This is a genomic window from Haloferax sp. S2CR25 (assembly GCF_031624535.1).
GTDB lineage: Archaea > Halobacteriota > Halobacteria > Halobacteriales > Haloferacaceae > Haloferax > Haloferax massiliensis.
Genome location: NZ_JAMQOO010000003.1, coordinates 268,431 through 286,298, shown reverse-complemented (window position 1 = coordinate 286,298; position 17,868 = coordinate 268,431). Strand labels below are relative to the sequence as shown.

19 protein-coding genes are annotated in these 17,868 nt (G+C 69.1%); 6 read left to right on the top strand and 13 right to left on the bottom strand.

Translation table 11 applies throughout. The features are described from left to right. The first annotated feature begins 2 nt into the window (after positions 1-2). Positions 3-2,111 carry a VWA domain-containing protein gene (locus NDI65_RS09740; RefSeq protein WP_310893616.1) on the top strand — a complete coding sequence of 703 codons (2,109 nt, stop codon included), beginning with the start codon at positions 3-5 and terminating at the stop codon, positions 2,109-2,111. Positions 2,112-2,146: 35 nt separating this feature from the next. Here NDI65_RS09740 and NDI65_RS09735 read toward each other — a convergent pair whose 3' ends face one another. From NDI65_RS09735 to cbiT, 11 genes are read right to left on the bottom strand one after another with little or no spacing between them, the layout of a single operon-like run. Further along, positions 2,147-3,385, bottom strand: coding sequence for a PQQ-binding-like beta-propeller repeat protein (locus tag NDI65_RS09735; RefSeq protein ID WP_089780079.1), 1,239 nt, complete (start codon positions 3,383-3,385; stop codon positions 2,147-2,149). Between the two features lie 6 nt (positions 3,386-3,391). Beyond that, entirely contained in the window at positions 3,392-3,775 is a 384-nt protein-coding gene (locus NDI65_RS09730; protein ID WP_089780081.1) for a DUF3209 family protein, read from the bottom strand. 2 nt (positions 3,776-3,777) lie between these two features. Continuing rightward, positions 3,778-4,998: a CbiX/SirB N-terminal domain-containing protein gene (locus NDI65_RS09725; protein WP_089780094.1), complete on the bottom strand. Its 1,221-nt coding sequence runs from the start codon at positions 4,996-4,998 to the stop codon at positions 3,778-3,780. After that, positions 4,995-5,717: a cobalamin biosynthesis protein gene (locus NDI65_RS09720; protein WP_089780096.1), complete on the bottom strand. Its 723-nt coding sequence runs from the start codon at positions 5,715-5,717 to the stop codon at positions 4,995-4,997. The genes NDI65_RS09725 and NDI65_RS09720 overlap by 4 nt, the downstream gene beginning before the upstream one ends. After that, entirely contained in the window at positions 5,714-5,971 is a 258-nt protein-coding gene (locus NDI65_RS09715; RefSeq protein WP_089780098.1) for a ferredoxin, read from the bottom strand. Before NDI65_RS09715 ends, NDI65_RS09720 begins: the two co-directional genes overlap by 4 nt. A gap of 1 nt (position 5,972) precedes the next feature. After that, positions 5,973-6,992: a precorrin-3B C(17)-methyltransferase gene (gene cobJ / locus NDI65_RS09710; RefSeq protein WP_089780100.1), complete on the bottom strand. Its 1,020-nt coding sequence runs from the start codon at positions 6,990-6,992 to the stop codon at positions 5,973-5,975. A gap of 3 nt (positions 6,993-6,995) precedes the next feature. Continuing rightward, positions 6,996-7,883: an SAM-dependent methyltransferase gene (locus tag NDI65_RS09705; RefSeq protein ID WP_089780102.1), complete on the bottom strand. Its 888-nt coding sequence runs from the start codon at positions 7,881-7,883 to the stop codon at positions 6,996-6,998. After that, a complete protein-coding gene (gene cbiG / locus NDI65_RS09700; RefSeq protein ID WP_089780105.1) occupies positions 7,880-8,848 on the bottom strand; it encodes a cobalt-precorrin 5A hydrolase in 969 nt (322 codons plus the stop codon). The genes NDI65_RS09705 and cbiG overlap by 4 nt, the downstream gene beginning before the upstream one ends. Next, complete coding sequence (gene cobM / locus NDI65_RS09695; RefSeq protein ID WP_089780107.1) at positions 8,845-9,681, bottom strand: precorrin-4 C(11)-methyltransferase; 837 nt, start codon at positions 9,679-9,681, stop codon at positions 8,845-8,847. Before cobM ends, cbiG begins: the two co-directional genes overlap by 4 nt. Next, positions 9,678-10,385, bottom strand: coding sequence for a cobalt-factor II C(20)-methyltransferase (locus NDI65_RS09690; RefSeq protein WP_089780109.1), 708 nt, complete (start codon positions 10,383-10,385; stop codon positions 9,678-9,680). Before NDI65_RS09690 ends, cobM begins: the two co-directional genes overlap by 4 nt. Then, on the bottom strand, positions 10,382-10,936 hold the full coding sequence (cbiT, locus tag NDI65_RS09685) for a precorrin-6Y C5,15-methyltransferase (decarboxylating) subunit CbiT (RefSeq protein WP_089780111.1): 555 nt from the start codon (positions 10,934-10,936) through the stop codon (positions 10,382-10,384). The genes NDI65_RS09690 and cbiT overlap by 4 nt, the downstream gene beginning before the upstream one ends. A 170-nt stretch (positions 10,937-11,106) precedes the next feature. Here cbiT and NDI65_RS09680 point away from each other — a divergent pair, with 170 nt between their 5' ends. The 4 genes from NDI65_RS09680 (at position 11,107) to NDI65_RS09665 (ending at position 13,091) form a co-directional block, all read left to right on the top strand. Then, positions 11,107-11,292 (top strand): CbtB domain-containing protein, encoded by a 186-nt coding sequence (locus tag NDI65_RS09680; RefSeq protein ID WP_089780113.1) that lies wholly within the window; start codon positions 11,107-11,109, stop codon positions 11,290-11,292. Positions 11,293-11,294: 2 nt separating this feature from the next. Further along, positions 11,295-12,131: a CbtA family protein gene (locus NDI65_RS09675; protein WP_089780115.1), complete on the top strand. Its 837-nt coding sequence runs from the start codon at positions 11,295-11,297 to the stop codon at positions 12,129-12,131. Then, the gene (locus NDI65_RS09670) at positions 12,131-12,472 is read left to right on the top strand and encodes a (2Fe-2S) ferredoxin domain-containing protein (protein ID WP_089780117.1); all 342 of its coding nucleotides are present in this window, start codon (positions 12,131-12,133) and stop codon (positions 12,470-12,472) included. Before NDI65_RS09675 ends, NDI65_RS09670 begins: the two co-directional genes overlap by 1 nt. Positions 12,473-12,596: 124 nt before the next feature. Further along, the gene (locus tag NDI65_RS09665; RefSeq protein ID WP_042664723.1) at positions 12,597-13,091 is read left to right on the top strand and encodes an Lrp/AsnC family transcriptional regulator; all 495 of its coding nucleotides are present in this window, start codon (positions 12,597-12,599) and stop codon (positions 13,089-13,091) included. A 126-nt stretch (positions 13,092-13,217) separates the two neighbouring features. On the opposite strand, the gene NDI65_RS09660 is transcribed toward NDI65_RS09665, so the two are convergent. After that, positions 13,218-14,630, bottom strand: a complete 1,413-nt coding sequence (locus NDI65_RS09660) for an APC family permease (RefSeq protein WP_310893615.1) — start codon at positions 14,628-14,630, stop codon at positions 13,218-13,220. Between the two features lie 264 nt (positions 14,631-14,894). Further along, positions 14,895-16,274 carry an NAD-dependent succinate-semialdehyde dehydrogenase gene (locus NDI65_RS09655; RefSeq protein WP_089780520.1) on the bottom strand — a complete coding sequence of 460 codons (1,380 nt, stop codon included), beginning with the start codon at positions 16,272-16,274 and terminating at the stop codon, positions 14,895-14,897. 257 nt (positions 16,275-16,531) lie between these two features. Here NDI65_RS09655 and NDI65_RS09650 point away from each other — a divergent pair, with 257 nt between their 5' ends. Continuing rightward, entirely contained in the window at positions 16,532-17,842 is a 1,311-nt protein-coding gene (locus tag NDI65_RS09650) for an aspartate aminotransferase family protein (protein ID WP_310893614.1), read from the top strand. Positions 17,843-17,868: the final 26 nt, after the last annotated feature.

Here is a 17,868-nt window from a genome sequence, read left to right as displayed (position 1 = left end):
CGATGACGACTCAGACGCTTCCGTTCTCGGCTATCGTCGGGCAAGACGAACTGAAACGGGCGCTGTTGGCCGTCGGGGCCGACGACGACCTCGACGGCCTGCTCGTCCGCGGCGAGAAGGGAACCGCGAAGTCGACCGCGGTCCGCGCGCTCGCCGACCTCTTGCCCGAACAGGCGGTCGTCGCGGGCTGTCCGTACGGCTGTCCGCCGGACCCGGACGACCCGGCCCGCCAGTGTGACTCCTGTCGCGCCCGCGACGACCACGAGGTCGAACATCGGCCGGTCCCGCTCGTGACGCTCCCGCTCGGCGCGACCCGCGACCGGGTCGCGGGCACGCTCTCTGTCGCCGACGCGCTCGACGGCGAGGCGTCGTTCGACCCCGGGCTCTTGGCTCGCGCGAACCGCGGCATCCTCTACGTTGACGAGGTGAATCTCCTCGACGACCACCTCGTCGACCTGCTTTTGGACGCGGCCGCGAGCGGCGTCAACCGCGTCGAACGCGACGGGGTGAGCGTCGAGCACCCCGCCGAGTTCACCCTCGTCGGGACGATGAACCCCGAGGAGGGCGACCTCCGCCCCCAACTCCGGGACCGCTTCGCCCTCCAGGCGACCGTCGTCGGCAGCCGCGACATCGACGACCGGGTGGAGATTATCGACCGGGCGCTGGCGCGCGGCGACGACCCGGAGACGGTCGCCGACGCCCACCGCGAGGAGACCGCGGCGCTCGAAACCGCGCTCCGCGAGGCGACCGACCGCCTCGACTCGGTCGCCCTCCCGGCCGAGTTCAAACGCGACATCGCCGAACTCTGCGTCGACGCCGGCGTCGAGGGCCACCGCGCCGACATCGCCATCGCCCGCGCGGCCCGCACCCTCGCGGCGCTCGACGGTCGGACGAAGGTGCTCGAAAGCGACGTGCGCGAAGCGGCCGCCCTCGCGCTCCCGCACCGACTCCGGAGCCGCCCGTTCGACGACGACCCCGACCTCGACGACGTGCTCGACGACCACTTCGACGAGGACGCGGACCGGGACGACTCGGGCGATGGAGACGGCGGAGACGACGCCAGCGATGGCGACCGCGCGAGCGACGGCGGAGACGGCGAAGGCGACGCCGAGAGAGACGACGCCGGGGGAGACGATGACGGCGACGCCGCGGGAGAGGCTCCCGGCTCCGACGCCGGGAACGACGATACCGGCGGCGACGACCGAGACGGTGGAGTCGGCGGAGCCGACGAGAGTGGTGCCGAGAATGGCGATTCGGAAGACGGAGCTTCCGAAGACGGCGACTCCGGTGACGCCCCCGACGAAGCGACCCCGCTTCTCCCCGGCCAGAACCGGGCCGCCGTCGGCGACACCGAGCGCCCGCCGGTCGAGGACGCGGGCCTCGACGCGGAGACGCCGGGCGACGGAAGCCGCGCCGCGGTGCGGGAGTCGCGGCAGGGGCGAGGCTCGCGGGTGCGAACCGAACCGGCGACGGAGACCGACGACATCGACGTTCCGGCGTCGGTCCGGGCCGCGGCCTCGGCCGGTCGGTCCCGCGTCACCCGGTCGGACCTCAGAACCGCGGTCGCCCGCGGGTCGGCCGCGACGCTCGTCGTGTTCGTCGTGGACGCGAGCGCGTCGATGCGCGCCGCGATGCGGCGGGCGAAGGGTACCGTGCTGTCGCTCCTCGAAGACGCCTACGAACAGCGCGACGAGGTCGCGTTCGTCGCGGTCGCCGGCGACGACGCCGAGGTGTTGCTCCCGCCGACCGACAGCGTCACGCTGGCGGCGCGGCACCTGAAGGAACTCCCGACGGGCGACCGGACGCCGCTTCCGTCCGGGCTGGACGCCGCCCGTCGGGTCATCGACCGCTCGGACGCCGACGCCGCGCTCGTCGTCGTCGTCACCGACGGCCGGGCCAACGTCGCGGACGGGAGCCCGACCGGACAGACCCGGTCGGCGGCGCGGGGCCTCGCCGCCGCCGACGCTTCGGTCGTCGTCGTCGACGCCGGCGACGACGGCATCGGCGTGACCGACATCCTCGTCTCCGAGACGGGCGCGCGGCGCATCCCGCTTTCCGACTTGTCGGCCGAGCGGGTCGCCGAGGTCGCGCGCTCCGCGGACGGGCAGTAGTCGGGGGTCGGTCGTCTCGTTTCGCATGGTGTCTCCTATCGAATCGGTCGCGTTCGGAGTCGGTACGCCCCGCGCGTGACGCCCTCGTCGTGGTACTCGACCGGCTCTTCGACCACCGCGAGGACGCCCCCGCCCGCGGCGACCGCGGTCGGGATGCCCGGGAGGTCGTCGGTCCGGACGTGCCCCGCCGTCGCATCGAACGTGTGGACCCCGTGGCGGTCGGCCTCCCGCTCCCGGAAGTGCTGGGCGGACGGCACGAACACCCGCGGGCCGGCGGCGACGGCCGAGCGCGCGAACCCGCCGGTGTCGCGGGTCCACAGGCGCTCGCCCCCGTCGACCGAGACGCCGACCGCGGTGTGTTCGTCGGGGTGTCGCGCGTCCGGGTCGCGGGTCGACTCGGCGAACGTGTTCCCCGTGACGAAGGCGGCGGCTCCGTCGGCGACGCAGACGTGGGTCGGATAGGCGTAGACGGTCTCGTCGCCGACGCGGCGCTCGGTGGCGAGGTCGAGTCGCCACCGCTCGTTCCCCTCGAAATCGAGGAGATAGCCGCGTTTGTCGCCGTGGCTGGCGACGGCGAGCGCGTCGCCCGCGAAGGCCACGTCGCCGACCCGTCGGTCCCCGTCGGTGCCGGGGTCCCACGACGCGACCCGTCCCCCGGTGTGGGCGTCGAGGAGCACGAGGCCGTCCTGTTCGGAGTTCGGACAGCGGTTGTACGCGACGGCGACGCGGTCCCCGTCGGCGGCGACCGCGATGGGCGACGCGTGGACCCGTCTGCGCCACGCGAGCCGCCCGTCTCGGTCGAACCCGAGAACGACGCTCCGCCAGACTCTGTCCTCGCCGTCGCGTTCGTAGCGCCGGGCGGCGACGACGACCCTGTCACCCGTCACCGCGAGGTCGACGACGTAGGGTCGGAAGAACAGCGAGTCCTTCGTCGCCGTACCCACGTCGTCGGCCGTCGCGTACGTCCAGCGCGCGTCGCCCGTCTCGGCGTCGAGGACGCGAACGAGTCCGTCGCCGCCGCGCTCGCCGACGACGAGAACGTCGTCGGTGGCGGCCATCGACACGACGGGATTGTCGCCGCGCGTCTCCCAGCGTTCGCCGCCGTCGGATGCGGAGTCGGCAGCAGTCTCCAGCGCGACGACGCGGCCGGCCGCGGTTCCGACGAAGACGGCGTCTTCGGTCGCTTCGACCGCGGAGCGCGCCCAGTTGTGGCGACTGCTCGCGGGGTCGACTTCCCCGAGGTCGCGGCGGGCCGTGAGTGGGGACGGAGCCATCGGAACTCAGTCCTCGACGGGGAAGGCGTCGTGGAGCGTGTGGTGCGCCTCTCCGAGGTCGTCGAGCAGCGAGTCGGTTCCCTCGCGGACGCGGCGAAGCGACCGTTCGGCGTCGCGGACGGCGACGAGTCGCCCGCGGAGGTAGCCGGCTCGCGGGTCGTCGTCGTCGATTCGCGTCGCCTCCTCTTCGAGGTCGACGAGCGCGGCGTCGAGGTGTCGCTGGGCCTCGTCGAGGGTGGTCGCGTTCGCGAGCGCCCGAATCGGGCCGGGGTCGGCGTCGCCGAGGTAGTCTTCGAGTTCGGCTTCGGCGTGTCGCTTCGCGTGTTCGTCGGTCGTTCCGGTGATGTTCAACAGCGCCAGTCGGAGCGCTTCGAGTTCTGCGCAGGCCATGGTTAGAGTGATTGGTGGACGAGGTTCGAGACGATGCGGTCCCGTTCGAGGTGGGACGAGACGATGCGGTCGGTGTCGTCGGGCGTCACGCCGCCGTACCAGACGCTGTCGGGGTAGACGGCGACGATTGGGCCGTCACCGCACTGGCCGAGACACGAACTCCGCGAGACGTGCACGTCGCAGTCATCGGCGTCGCGCACGCCCTGTCTGAGTCGTTCGAGGACGGTCGCCGCCCCGCTCGCGGCGCAGGTCTGGTTCGTGCAGACCGCGACGTGTTTCTCGGGGGCGTCGTGGACGTGCGGGTCGTCGTCGACGTCGCTCCGGTCGGCGTGTTCCGCCTGATGGACGAGCGAGCGGAGCATCGCCCGAGCGCCCCCCTCGTCGTCCTCGTAGCCGGCGAGTTCGACCTTGTACTTGCAGGTGTCGCAGGACATCTCGACGCTTCCCGTGCGGGCCTCTCGGTAGCGGTCCGCGAGCGTCTCGACCACTCGGTCGTCCGTCCCGAGCGGTCCCGACGCGCCGGCGTCGACGTAGGGGTACTCCTCGTCGAACGTCTCGGCTTTGTCCACGATTCGCCCCGTCAGCACGCCGTCGCCGAGCATGTACGGGAGGACGACGACGGCGTCCGGGCGGTCCCTGGCGACGGTGTGAAGCGTCTCCTCAAGTCGGGGCGTGGTGACGCCGATGAACGCCGATTCGACCCGGGTGAACTCCCGGCCCTCGTACAGCAGGCGCGCCAGTTTGTGCACGTCGCCGTTCGAGTCGGGGTCGCTCGACCCGCGGGCGCAGAGCACGACCGCCACGTCGTCGTCCTCGCGGTCGACGCCGAGGTCGGACTCGACCGCTCGCGCCCGCTCGTCCAACAGGTCCACGAGCGAGGGGTGGATGCCGAGATGCGACCCGAACCGGAACTCGGTGTCGTCGTGGGTCGCGCGGGCCCGCTGGACCGCCAGCGGCACGTCGTTTTTGACGTGGCTCGCGGCGAAAAGCGAGAGGGGGACGACGGTCATCGTCCGGCAGGTCGGGGCCATCGACTCGATCGCGTCGTCTATCGACGGCTCGGCGAGTTCGATGTACGCCGCGTCCACCGGGACCGACAGCCGCGATTCCAGCTTCGCGGCGAGCGTCCGCACCTGCTCGTTCGACTCCTCGCGGCGCGAACCGTGGCCGACGAGGAGCACCGCGTCGTCGTCGAGCACCGGGTCGGGCCGTTCGAGACTCATGCGTTCTCGGCCTCTTCGAGGCTTCGGACGAGCTTTCGACGCCGCGTCGGCGCGAACAGGCTCGTCTCGTCGCTTCCCTCGTAGACCCACTCGCCGAAGTCGGCGGCCGCGTCGTCGTCGATACCGAACCAGTAGCCGCCCGAGGAGGTCTCCCCAATCTCGCCGGTCGGCGCGTCGACCGGGCAGGCGTCGAGCAGTCGGTCCACGGTGTCGAGGAGCGCCCGGTCGTCGTGGACGAACGAGATGCCGACCGTCCCCGTCGAGGACTTGAAACAGACCGTCCCGCAGGATTCGAGGAGACCCCGAAGGAGCTGTTTCCGCCGGTCTTCGAACGCGTCGAAGCGGTAGCCGCCGGCGTCGTCGCCGACGGGGAGGCCGAACGCGGCGCTCGCGCTTCTGACCACGTCGCCTTCGACCATGACGTGGTACTCGTCTTTGACGCGGGTGACGGCGGTGTTGTGGGCGTACTCTCGTGCCGTCTCTCGGCGGTCGATTTCGCCGCCGCCGGCGATGACCGCGAGGCGGTTCGCGCAGGTCTCGTCGCCTGTCAGCACCGTGAACTGTCCCGGCTCGACGCGGCCGCCGCCGGCGACGTGGCCCCACAGGTACGCCGTCTCTGGCGCGCTCTTCAGGAGGTCGTCAGCGGGGGCGACGCCGGAGTCCACGCTCGCGTCCGAGTCGGCGTCCGCGGCCGAACCGTCGGCGTTCGCGTCGCTCACGCGTCCACCTCCCGGACCGAAATCGCGCCCGGCGGACAGGCTCGCGCCGCGAGCGTCGCGTCGTCGTCGTCCGCCTCGGCGTCGCCTTCGAGGAGGGCGACGACGCGCTCGTCGGTTCGCTCGACGCTTACGACGCCGGCCGCGTCGGGGTCGATTGTGGCGAGTCCGTCGTCGTCCTCGACGAACCGGCCGTCGCGGGCGAGACAGGCGAAGATGCCGTCGCAGGCGTCTCGGTCGATTGCGATTTCGAACATCTCAGTACTCGTACTTCTGCTCGTAGCCCCGGGGGGTCACCATCCGGTCGTCCCAGACGTACGTCTCCTCGTTGCCGACCAGCAGCGTCGTCGTCATGTCCACGAGGTCGGTCTCGCCGAGGTCGGGCAGGTCGCCGAGTTCGACGATTTCGACCTCCTCGTCGTCGCGGCCCGCGCCGTGGACGACGCCGACCGGCGTGTCGGGCGCGCGGTGTTCGAGGAGAATCTCGCAGCACTTCTCGTAGTTCGACCGGCGCTTGCGGCTCCACGGGTTGTAGATGGCGATGGTGAAGCCCTCCTTGGCGGCCGCGTGGAGCCGCGATTCGATGGTCGGCATCGAGGTCAGGTGGTCCGAGAGGCTGATGGTCACCGTGTCGTTGACCAGCGGCGCGCCCAGTCGGGCCGCGCAGGACTGCGCCGCCGGGACGCCCGCGACCACGTCGAAGTCGACCATGCTCGCGGTCGCGCCCTTCGATTCGAGGATTTCGAGCGCGAGGCCCGCCAGCGCGTAGACGTTGGGGTCGCCGCTGCCGACGATTGCCACGTCGTTGCCGGCGAGCGTTCGGTCGACCGCCTCTTCGGTCCGGGAGACTTCGCCGCACATCGGCGTCGAGTAGATGTCTTCTGCCCCCTCGACGACGTCGTCGGGGAGGAGTTCGATGTAGGTCGTGTAGCCGACGATGTGGTCGGCCTCGCGGAGGGTGTCTTTCGCCAGCGTGGTCATCTCGCTCGCGCGACCGGGTCCGAGGCCGACGGCGACGAGTTGCCCCGGTTCGCCGTCGAAGTCCTCGATAGTGGCTTCGACCTTCTCGGCGGTCTGTTCCTTCTTCGATTCGCCCGAACTGCCGCCGCACTTCGAGGACGACCCGCCGTCGGATTTCGAGGACGACGCGCCGCACTTCGAGGTCGTGTCCGACTCGGCCTCCGTCTTCGCCCCGCCGCACTTCGATTCCGATTCCGATTTCGATTCGGTCGTCGCCCCGCCACAGTTCGATTCGGTTGTGGTGTCTGAGTCGCTCATGTGTTAGAAGTCGTCGACGTCGCGCCCGCCGCGGGGCGTGACGAGGTACGTTTCGTAGTCGTTGCTCCAGGGTTCGGTCTCGTGGGTCCCGATGAGAATCGAGGTTCCCATCCCGCCCACGTCGTCGTCGTGGGCTTTCGCGTCGCCGAGGGTCGTAATCGAGAACGTCTCGTCGTCCAGATTCCGGCCGGCCTCGCCGCGGCCGGCGTCGTTGAAGATGCCGACCGGCACGTCGTCGGCCCGCTCCTCGCGGACCACGTCGATGGCGCGTTCGTAGTTCCGCCAGCAGTTGTACAGGACGATGACGAAGCCGCTGATGGCGGCCGCGCGCAGTTTCTCCTCGATTTCGTCCCAGCCGCGCCACTTGTCGGATAGCGAGACCGTACAGAAGTCGTTCGACAGCGGCGCGCCCATCATGGCCGCGCCGCCGAGCGCCGCGGTGACGCCGGGGACGATTTCGATGGGCACGTCGGTCGCCTCGTCCGTCTCCGCCATCGTGAACACGAGGTCGGACTTCCCGTAGACGTTCGGGTCGCCGCCGGAGACGTGGACCACGTCCTCGCCGTTTCGGACGCGCTCGAACGCCTCGCGGGTCAGTTCGACCTGCTTTCCCATCGACGAGCGGACGACCTCCGGCCCCTCGTCGCTCTCTTCCGGCGGGAGGGTTCCGTCGTCGCGGAGGAACTCCTGATAGAGGTTCGACGCGACCACGCAGTCCGACGTCGAGATGAGTTCCTTCGCCCGCTTCGTCATGTGGTCCGGGAGGCCGGGACCGATGCCGACGACGTAGAGCGTCCCGTAGTCGTCTGGGACCTCGTTTCGGCCGTCGGAATCGGTCGCCGATTCGTCGCGGCCGCCGGCCGTCGATTCGGGTTCGCCGCCGTCGCTCATCGTCCCACCGCCACGGTCACGGCGTCGTCGTAGCGCCGCTTTTCGACGACGAGTTCGTGGTCGCGGCCGCCGGCGATGGCGCTCGCCTCGGCGATACCGGGCCAGCCGATGAGTTCCTTCGACCGCGAGGGCGTCGGCCCCTCGAACTCGGTGAGGGTCTCCTTTTCGAAGTAGACGACGCCCGCGCCGATTTCCTCGGCGGCGTCGAGCATGCCGGGTTCGTCGGCCTTCCGCGTGCCGGTGGCGACGAACTCCACGTCGTCCCAGTCGCAGTCGGCGTCGTCGAGCGCCCGTTCCCACGCCGTCAGGAACTGTTCTTTCTTCGCGCCGGAGACGCTCCCGGTTCCGAGGACGACGCCGTCGTCGCCGTTGCGCTTCAGGACGGTCACGTCGTCGCCGACGAGCACCGCCTTCGGGCCGTCGAGGCGAGCGACGGGACCGAGTTCGTCGTTGAGGACGGCGAGGTTCGTCGCCACGGTCGAATCTCCGTTGACGACGTGGGAGTCGAGCGCCTTCGCCTTGCTCTCGACGCCCTGCTTGCCCGCGGCCTCCGAGGCGGTCGTCATCGCCGGGACGGCCCCGAGCTTCGAGAGGTCGTGGGCGACCTGATTCGCGCCGTGGTGGCCGCCGGTGAGCGGAATCGCCCACGTCAGTTCCTCGTCGACGACGACGACCGCCGGGTCTTCCCACTTGTCGTCGAGGAGGCCGGCGGTCTTCCGCATGGCGATGCCGCTGGCCATGAGGCCGACGAAGCAGTCGTACTCGCCCCAGTGGTCGGCGAACACGTCGCCGTGGTACGTGAGGACGTCTATCCGGTCGTAGTCGTCCGCGAGGTCCCGCTTGATTTCCTCCGCCGTGTCGAGCTTTCGCTCGAAGCTGACGATGGCGATTTCGTCGGCGACCTCGCCGTCGCTGTCGGGAGTGCTACAGTGGCCGCCTCCGGAGTCTGTCGAGTTGTCGCTCATTGTGTCTGCCCCTCTGTTTCAGAATCCGGTTCGTCGTTCGGTGCGTCGCCGCCGCGGGCCCAGTCGCCGTAGAGGAACGACCGCTCGTAGTCCGAGCCGTTCACCGCCTCGCCGATGATGACGAGCGCCGAGGCGCGGTAGCCGGCGTCTTCGACCTTTTCGCCGATGGTCTCGATGGTGCCCTCGATGACGTCTTCGTCCGGCCACGAGGCGTGGTAGACGACCGCGACGGGCGTGTCGGGGTCGTGGCCCTCGTCCAGCAGGCGGTCCATCGTCTCGGCGACGGCGTGGGTCCCGAGGTAGATGCAGACCGTGGTGTCGCCGAAGCCCACGAAGTCGCCGATGTGGTCTTCCTCGGGCGAAAGCGTCCGGCCCTGCGGCCGGGTGAAGACGACGTGGTTCGACACCTCGTTCAGCGTCAACTGGGTGCGGAGCGTCGCGCTCGCGGCGAACGCCGAGGTGACGCCGGGGACGAGGTAGCTCGGCACGCCCGCCTCGGCCAGCGCGTCCATCTGCTCCAAGGCGGCCCCGTAAATCGCCGGGTCGCCGCTGTGGAGTCGGACGACGGTCCGACCCGACTCGTAGGCGTCGGCCATCAGCGGAATCAGTTCTTCGAGGTCCTTGCCGACGCTGTTGACCTGCTCGGCGTCGGCGCAGAACTCGTCTAGGAGTTCGCTGTTGACGAGCGACCCCGCGTGAACCACGAGGTCGGCGTCCTCGACGAGTTTTCTCCCGGCGACGGTGAGCAGGTCCGGGTCGCCCGGTCCCGCGCCGACGAAGGGGATTCCCTCCTCGTCGGTGAAGCCGGTGTCCGCGTCGCCGTCGACGCTCACGCCGACCCCCCCGATTCGACGCCGTCGAACGCGGCGGTCGCCACGTCGCGCTCGACGCCCTCGCGCTCCGCGTAGGCCAGCGTGTAGTAGTCGCGTTCGGCGAGTTCCTCGGGGTCGTCGGTGACGACCGTCTCGCCCTGTTCCATGAACAGCCGGCGGCCGAACCGGACGTCGTAGCCCGCCTCGGTCAGCTTCTCGTGGGTCGCCGGCGCGTCGGTGACCTTGAACAGCACCATTCGGTCGGGGCCGGTCGGCGCGGAGCCGTTGGCGGCCTCGCGGAGCGCGAGCCCGGTCCCGGACTCGATTTCGACGCCGAGCGCGGTCGCGAAGGCCGTCATCGCGCTCACGCCGGGGACGACTTCGAGGTCGACCTCGGGGTGGAACGCGTCGAGGGTGCGGCGGAGGTGGCCGAACGTCGAGTAGACGTTGGGGTCGCCGAGCGTCACGAACGCCACGTCCTCGGACTCGGCGCGGGCGGCCACCTCGGCGGCGGCCTCCTTCCACGCGCGGCGGAGTTCGTCCGGGTCGCGCGTCATCGGGAAGTCGAGGTCGCCGATACGCTCCTCGGGGACGTGGTTCAGCGCGACCGTCCGGGAGAGGCGGCCGGGCGAGTAGACCACCGCCGCAGATTCGAGCAGGCGCTTCCCCTTGACGGTCACGAGGTCGGCGTCGCCGGGGCCGAGACCGATGCCGTAGACGGTCATAGCCCCTCCGCGCCGCGTCGACCGACGACGACGTACACCGGGTTGTTCGACCGGAAGCTCGTCGCGCCGGCGAGTTCGTAGCCGTGGCTCACCTGCATCTGGACGACCTCCGAGAGCAGGCCGCGCTCGCGGAACGCCTCGATGGCGTCGCCGGCGGGTTCGACCCGCGAGACGTTCATGACGACGCGGTCGACGCCGGTGTCGACGGCGTGGTCGAGGACGGCATCGAAGTTCCGACTGCCGCCGACGAACATCGCGTCGGCGTCGTCCGGGAGGCCGTCGGGAGCCTCCGCCTCGCGGAGCGTCACGTCGGCGTCGTACTCGTTCGCCGCGAGGTTCTTCCGCGTCACGTCCAGTCGGTTCGGTTTGCGCTCGACGGCGGTCACGCGCTCGACCCGCCGGGCCGCCTCGATGGTGACCGAGCCGGTACAGGAGCCGACGTCGACGAAGTGGTCCGTCGGCCGCAAGCCGAGTTTGTCGAGCGTGACCGCTCTCACCTCCGGTTTCGTGGGCCCCGCCTTGGCGTCGTGCGGGAGCGTTACCTGTGACATTCGACCTGACAATCCCGGCGCTGTTTGAAAACAATTGTGCTTGGAGTATAGCAAATCAACTTTCATAAAATCGCCCCGCCGAGTTATTAAATCTGAATTGCCCAAACACAATCTCGGTTGTTCTCGAAAGTTTTACAACTGTGCTTGGTTTTCATCAACCCGAGTTTACCATGGCTACGGCGAACACCGTCAACGGTCGCATCGAACGCGCTCGAACCGAGCTGTCACCCACGCAGATGGCCGCGGGAGCCCTCTTTATGGCCGCGCTGGGCTTTACGCTCCTGTTCGTGCAGGACCCGCTCGTCCACGACTCGCTGCACAACTTCCGCCACGCGGCCGGCATCGCCTGCCACTGACGATGTTCGCCGAGTACCTGACTCGGGGGGTGAAGGCGGGGTTGGTCGCCGGACTGGTGTTCGGCCTGTTCATGGCCGTCGTCGCTAACCCCCTCGTCGGCTACGCGGACGAACTGAACCACGCCGCCGTCGAGGAGAGCGGTCACGCCCACGAGGCCGAAAGCGCCCACAGCCACGGGACTGACGGGAGTCACAGCCACGACTCCGAAGGCACCCACGCCAGCGAGAGCGGTGGCCACCACGATACCGCGGTGTCGATGGCAGTCACGAAGGCCGTGAGCGTCGCGGCCGGCGGCCTGTGGGGCGTCGTGCTCGGCGGCGCGTTCTTCGGGGTCGCCTTCTTCTTCCTCGAACCCGCGATTCCCGGTCCCGACGCCGCCAAGAGCTACCTGATGGGGCTCGCGGGATTCGTCACCGTCTCGGGCGCGCCGTGGCTGGTCCTCCCGCCGGTCGCGCCGGGGGCGGAACAGTCGCTTTCGGTGGCGACGCGGCTCCCGCTCTACGCCGGGATGATGCTCGCCGGGGCGCTCGCCTGTCTCTCGGCCGGCTACGCCTACACCCGCCTGCGCGAGTCGAGCGGCCTCGCCGCGGCCCTCGTCGGCGCGGCCGTCCCGTTCGGCCTGCTCGCGGTGCTCGCGGTCTTCGCTCCCGAAAACGCGGTTCACGGGGCGCTGTCGCCGACGCTCGAAACCGGGCTCACCGGCCTGTTCGCGTTCGGACAGGTCCTCCAGTGGCTGGTCCTCGCGGCGGCGCACTCGCGGCTTCGGCCGTCGAGCGAGTCCGAGCCCGAACCGGCGATTCCGACCGCGGGCCGGGACTCGGCTCCCGCGGCCGACTGATGCGCGACCGAACCGACGAGGTCCGCGAGCACGGCTTTACGGACCACGTGTTGGTCTGTACGAACGGTCGGGACTCCGAGTACGCCGACTGCGCCGAGGCCGACGGCCCGGCGGTGTACGACGCGGTGACCTCGTGGTTGCGCGACCGCGGCGTCTTCTGGTCGCGGGTTCAGGTCGCCGAAACGAGCTGTCTCGGACTCTGTAGCGCCGAGGGGGCCGCGGTCGCCATCCACCCGCGGAACCGGTGGTACTCGGACGTTCGCCCCGGGGACGTGCCGTCGCTGTTGGCCGACGAGTTCGGCCCCGACGCGTCGAACCTCGGCGTTCGACCCGACCGCTGACCGCCGACTCGCCGACACCGGCGGCCGCGACGCGCCCGTCTCACCACCGTCTTGCCGCCATCTCCCCGACGCGGACGGGGTTGAACGCAGAACAATAATATCGTTGCACTTCTGATTACGGTTCATGGACGAGAAGGACCTTCGAATCCTCAAGGCCATCGGGACGCTCGAATCGGGGAGTCCCGACCGGATAACCGAGGAGACGGGCATCCCGAAGTCGACGGTTCACTACCGCCTCGAACGGCTCCAAGAACAGGGCATCATCAAGAACGACATCTTCGACGTCGACTTCGAGAAAGCCGGGCTGAACCTCACGCTCATCACCGAGGTCTGGGCCGAGTACGGCTCTGAGTACCACAAGGAGGTCGGCGACAAACTCGGCGAGGTCCCCGGCGTCAATCAGGTGTACTTCACGCTCGGCGACACCGACTTCGTCCTGATTTCGCACCTCGCCTCGCGCGGGATGGTCGAAGACCTCATCTCGGAGTTCGAGGAGATAGACGAGATTTCGCGGACGAGCTCGACGTTCGTCATCACGACCATCAAGGACGAGCCGAACCCGCTGAACGACTACGAACTCGAAGAACTGAAAGCGGCGCTCCTCCCCGACGTGTCGTAACGCGGTCCGCGCCGACTCCCCGGGTGCGACGAGTCGCACCCGCGATGCGTTCGACCCGCATCCGCGTCCGTGTCCGCATCGCGGCTGAACCCGCACCGACACCGCGCTTCGACCGCCGGAAGCGAATCAGTCTTCGAGCTGCTGGGCGCTCAGGTGCGCCTTGGCCTCCGTCCGGGTCGGGAGCCCGCCGGCGACGGCCAGCAGGACGACGCCGAGCAGGCACCAGCCGCCGACCATCGCCCACTCGTAGGGCCACGCCAGCGCCGAGGGCGAGCCGGGGAGGTAGAGGCCGACGAAGAACACCGTCAACAGCAGGCCGAGCGCGCCGACCGCGTAGCCCGCCGGAAGCTTGAACGGCCGGTCGAAGTCGGGGTCGCGGTACCGGAGCACGAGGAACGAGACGACGACGAGGAGCCACGCCGTCACCATGCCGAGGCCGCCGGCGTTGACGACCCACACGAGCATCTGCTCGCCGAACAGGGGCGCGAGCGCCGCCAGCCCGCCGACGAGCACGATTGCGGTCGACGGCGTGTCGTGGTCGTCGTGGATCGTCGCGAGCCGCTCGGGGAGCATGTTCGAGTCGGCCATGGCGTAGATGGCGCGGCTGGCTCCGAGGACGAAACCGTTCCAGCTCGTGAGGATGCCCGCGAGGCCGGCCAGCGCCATGATGCGGCCGATGGTCACGCTGTCGAACGCGATTTCCATCGCCGTCGCGGCGGGGAGCGAACTCTCGACGAGCGTCGCGCCCGTGGCGACCTGCCCGGCCGCCCAGATGACGGCGATGTAGAACGCGGCGGCGCAGGCGACCGAGAGCCCGATGAGCCCGCCGAGGAGCTTCGGCGACACGTCGGCCTCGCCCGCGGCCTGCGGAATCACGTCGAAGCCGACGAACATGAACGGCGTCATGATGGCGACCGTGAACACGCCGCCGATGCCGGCCCCCGCGAGCGGTGGCGAGGACGGCGAGGTGCCGTTGAACAGCGCGCCGAGGAGGAGCGTCAGGCCGGACAGCGTGATGACGAGCGCGAGAATCGCCTGGAACTGCGCGGCCGGGCGGACGCCCCGGTAATTGAGGTACGTGATAACCACGGAGCCGATGACGCCCGTCGCCACCCACGTGCCGTAGACCGGCTGGCCGGCGACCGTCCAGAGTTCGAACACGTTGAACCCGGGGACGATGTACGCGAGGGCGCTCGGGAGCGCGACCGCCTCGAACGCGACGACGCTGATGTAGCCGAAGATTATCGCCCACGTGCAGACGAACGAGCCGGCCGGCCCCAACGCCCGCATGCTGTAGACGTGCTCGCCGCCGACGAAGGGCATCGCCGAGGCGAGTTCGCCGTAGATGAGCGAGACGACGGACACCATGAACCCGCCGAGAACGAACGCCGAGATGGCGCCGGTGACGCCGCTCTGGTCGATGAAGTACCCCGTCTGCACGATCCAACCCCATCCGATCATCGCCCCGAGCGCGAGCACGAACACGTCGCGCTTCGAGAGGACGCGTGAGAGTTCTCCTGTCATGGTTATGATTGACATCACCACATTCTAACTTACCCACTATATATCTTACTGTGTTCAATTTTTAGAGAAAATTAGGGACACAGTTCAATAGATAATCATGGTCTGGAACGACAAACTGGCCGACGATTCACCGGAAAATCGCCAAACGGCCGGCGGTTCGAATGGTAGTCAACTCGTCGAGCGGAAAGAAAAGCCGAGAACGCTCGATTCACCTTCCGGGCGGTCGTCGCGGCCGCCGCGCCGGTGTCGCTCCGGGCGTCGGGTCGGGTGCCGGCTCGGTTACTCGTCGGCGGGCGCGTCCTCGACCCGGACCGTCTTCGTGTTGACGAACTCCAGAATCCCGTGCCGGGAGAGTTCGGTCCCGTAGCCCGAGTCTTTCGTCCCGCTGAACGGGACTCGCGGGTCCGACGCGACGACGTTGTTGACGGCGACGTTGCCCGCGGTGAGTCTCTCCGTGAGCGCCTCGCCGCGCTCGGCGTCGGCCGTCCAGACGCTCGCGCCGAGGCCGTAGGGCGTGTCGTTCGCCACGCGGACCGCCGCAGATTCGTCTTCGACCTCGATGACCGTGGCGACGGGGCCGAACAGCTCCTCGGTCCTCGCGGGTGCGTCTTCGGGCACGTCGGTTAGCACCGTCGGCGGATAGTAGTGGCCGGGTCGGTCGAGCGGTTCGCCGCCGAGGCGGAGCGTCGCGCCGGCCTCGACGGACGCCGCGACCTGCTCGTGGAGCGTCTCCATGAGGTCCGCTCGGGCCTGCGGCCCCACGTCGGTCTCGGGGTCGGTGGGGTCGCCGACGGTCAGCGCGCGCATCTCCTCGGTGAAGCGCTCGACGAACTCGTCGTAGACGGCCTCGTGGACGACAAAGCGCTTCGCGGCGATACACGACTGGCCGTTGTTCTGGGTCCGCGCCCGCGCGGCCCGCTTCGCGGTCGATTCGAGCGGCGCGTCGTCGAGGACGACGAAGGGGTCGCTCCCGCCGAGTTCGAGCACCGTCGGCTTGAGTTCGCGGCCGCTCGTCTCCGCGACGGCCCGCCCGGCGCGGGTGCTCCCCGTCAGACTCACGCCGCGAACCCGGTCGTCTTCGATGACGCCGGCGACGCGCTCGGCGGAAATCTGCAGCGAGGTGAACACGTCGTCCGGATAGCCCGCCCGCTCGAAGACGGAGGCGATTGCGTCGGCACAGCCGAAGACGTTCGGCGCGTGCTTGAGCACCGCGACGTTGCCGGCGGTGATGTGCGGGGCCGCGAACCGGAACACCTGCCAGAACGGGAAGTTCCACGGCATCACCGCGAGCACCGGGCCGATGGGCTCGTAGGAGACGTACGTCTTCGACCCCGGCGCGGTGCCGATGTGTTCGTCCTGTAGGAACTCGGCGGCGTGTTCAGCGTAGTAGTCGCAGACCCACGCGCACTTTTCGACCTCCGAGGCCGCCTGCTCTATGGGCTTTCCCATCTCCTCTGTCATCAGTTCCGCGTACTCCTCGCTGTGCTCGCGCAGCACGTCGGCGGCGGCCGCGAGCAACTTCTCGCGCCGCGAAATCGGCGTCTCGCGCCACGATTCGAACCGGTCCCACGCGGCGTCCAAGCGCGCGTCGACAGTCGCCTCGTCGTGCTCCTCGTGCGTCTCGATGACCTCCTCGGTCGCGGGGTTGATGGATTTCATGGTCGGCTCTCGGGAGCGCGGCGGTCGCTCGCGGCTCCCGCTTGGCTCCACCGTCGCCCCATATGTTGATAAATGTTCCATCTGTGTCTGAATGTTTGGACTGTGTTCAAAACCCATCGGTGACGAACGCAGTCGAGTACGTGGTCACCAGCTACGTTCGAGTCTGGAGCACCGGTTTCGACCCGATACAATCGGTGTTTTCTGAACTTTATCCTACACAGAACAATTTATTAGGATTCAGTTTAGAATCTGTGTTCATGAGAGAACGGACGACGAATTCGTCGGTCGAGGCGGCGTACGACGACTACCTCATGCCGATATGGAAATCGCTGAACGTCCCGGTCGAGCGGGCGTCGGGGTGCACGCTCGAAGACTTCGACGGCAACGAGTACCTCGACGTGTTCTCGGGTATCTCGGTGACCAACGTCGGGCACAACAACGAGGCCGTCGTCGAGGCCGCGACCGAGCAGTTGGAGGAGTTCGTCCACGGCTGTTCGTACGTCCACCCGAACCGGCCGGTGGCCGACCTCGCCGAGACCATCGCCGAGGTGACGCCCGGCGACCTTCAGAAGACCTTCTTCTGTAACTCCGGCACCGAGGCCGTCGAGGGGGCCATCAAGCTCGCCCGGAAGTACACCGGCTCGAAGGAGGTCATCTCGCTGGAGATGGGTTTCCACGGCCGCACCCTCGGAAGCCTCGCGCTCACTGGCAACAGGGCCTACAAGCAGGACATGGCCCCGACCATCAACGACGTGGCGCACACCGCGCCGCCGTACGCCTACCGGTGTCCCCGCTGTGACGGCGACACCTGCGGCGCGGACTGCGCCGACGCGCTCGAACGGGTCATCGGCTCGCACACCAGCGGCGACCTCGCGGCGGTCGTCGTCGAACCCGTCATGGGCGAGGCCGGCATCGTCGTCCCCTCGGAGGCGTGGCTCAAGCGCGTCCGGGACATCGCCCACGACCACGGCGCGCTCCTCATCGCCGACGAGGTCCAGACCGGCTACGGCCGCACCGGCGAGCTGTTCGCCAGCGAGCACTTCGGCGTCGAACCCGACATTCTGACGCAGGCGAAGGGCATCGCCAACGGCCTGCCCCTCGGCGCGTTCACGGCTTCCGCGGAAATCGCGGACGCGTTCGGCTCCGGCGACCACCTCTCGACGTTCGGCGGCAACCCCGTCGCCTGCGCGGCCGCGCTGGCGACCATCGAGGAACTGCAGAACGGCATCATCGACGACGCCCGCGAGAACGGCGAGTGGCTCTCGGCCGAACTCGCGACGCTCGAATCCGACTACGACGTGGTCGGCGAGGCCCGCGGCCTCGGGCTGATGCAGGGCATCGAACTCGTCGACCCGGAAAAGTCGGGCCCGCAACACGTCGCACCGGCTCCTGACAAGGAACTCGCGGCCGCGGTCGGAGACCACCTCCGCGAGGAGTCCAACGTCGTCATGGGCGTCGGCGGCTACTACAAGAACGTCATGCGCTTCCAGCCCCCGCTGACGATTTCGCGGGCGCAACTCGGCGAGGCCGTCGACGCGCTCCGCGTCGCGCTGGACGACCTGGCCTAAACGAGAGTCCTCCGTACCGCGCTCCC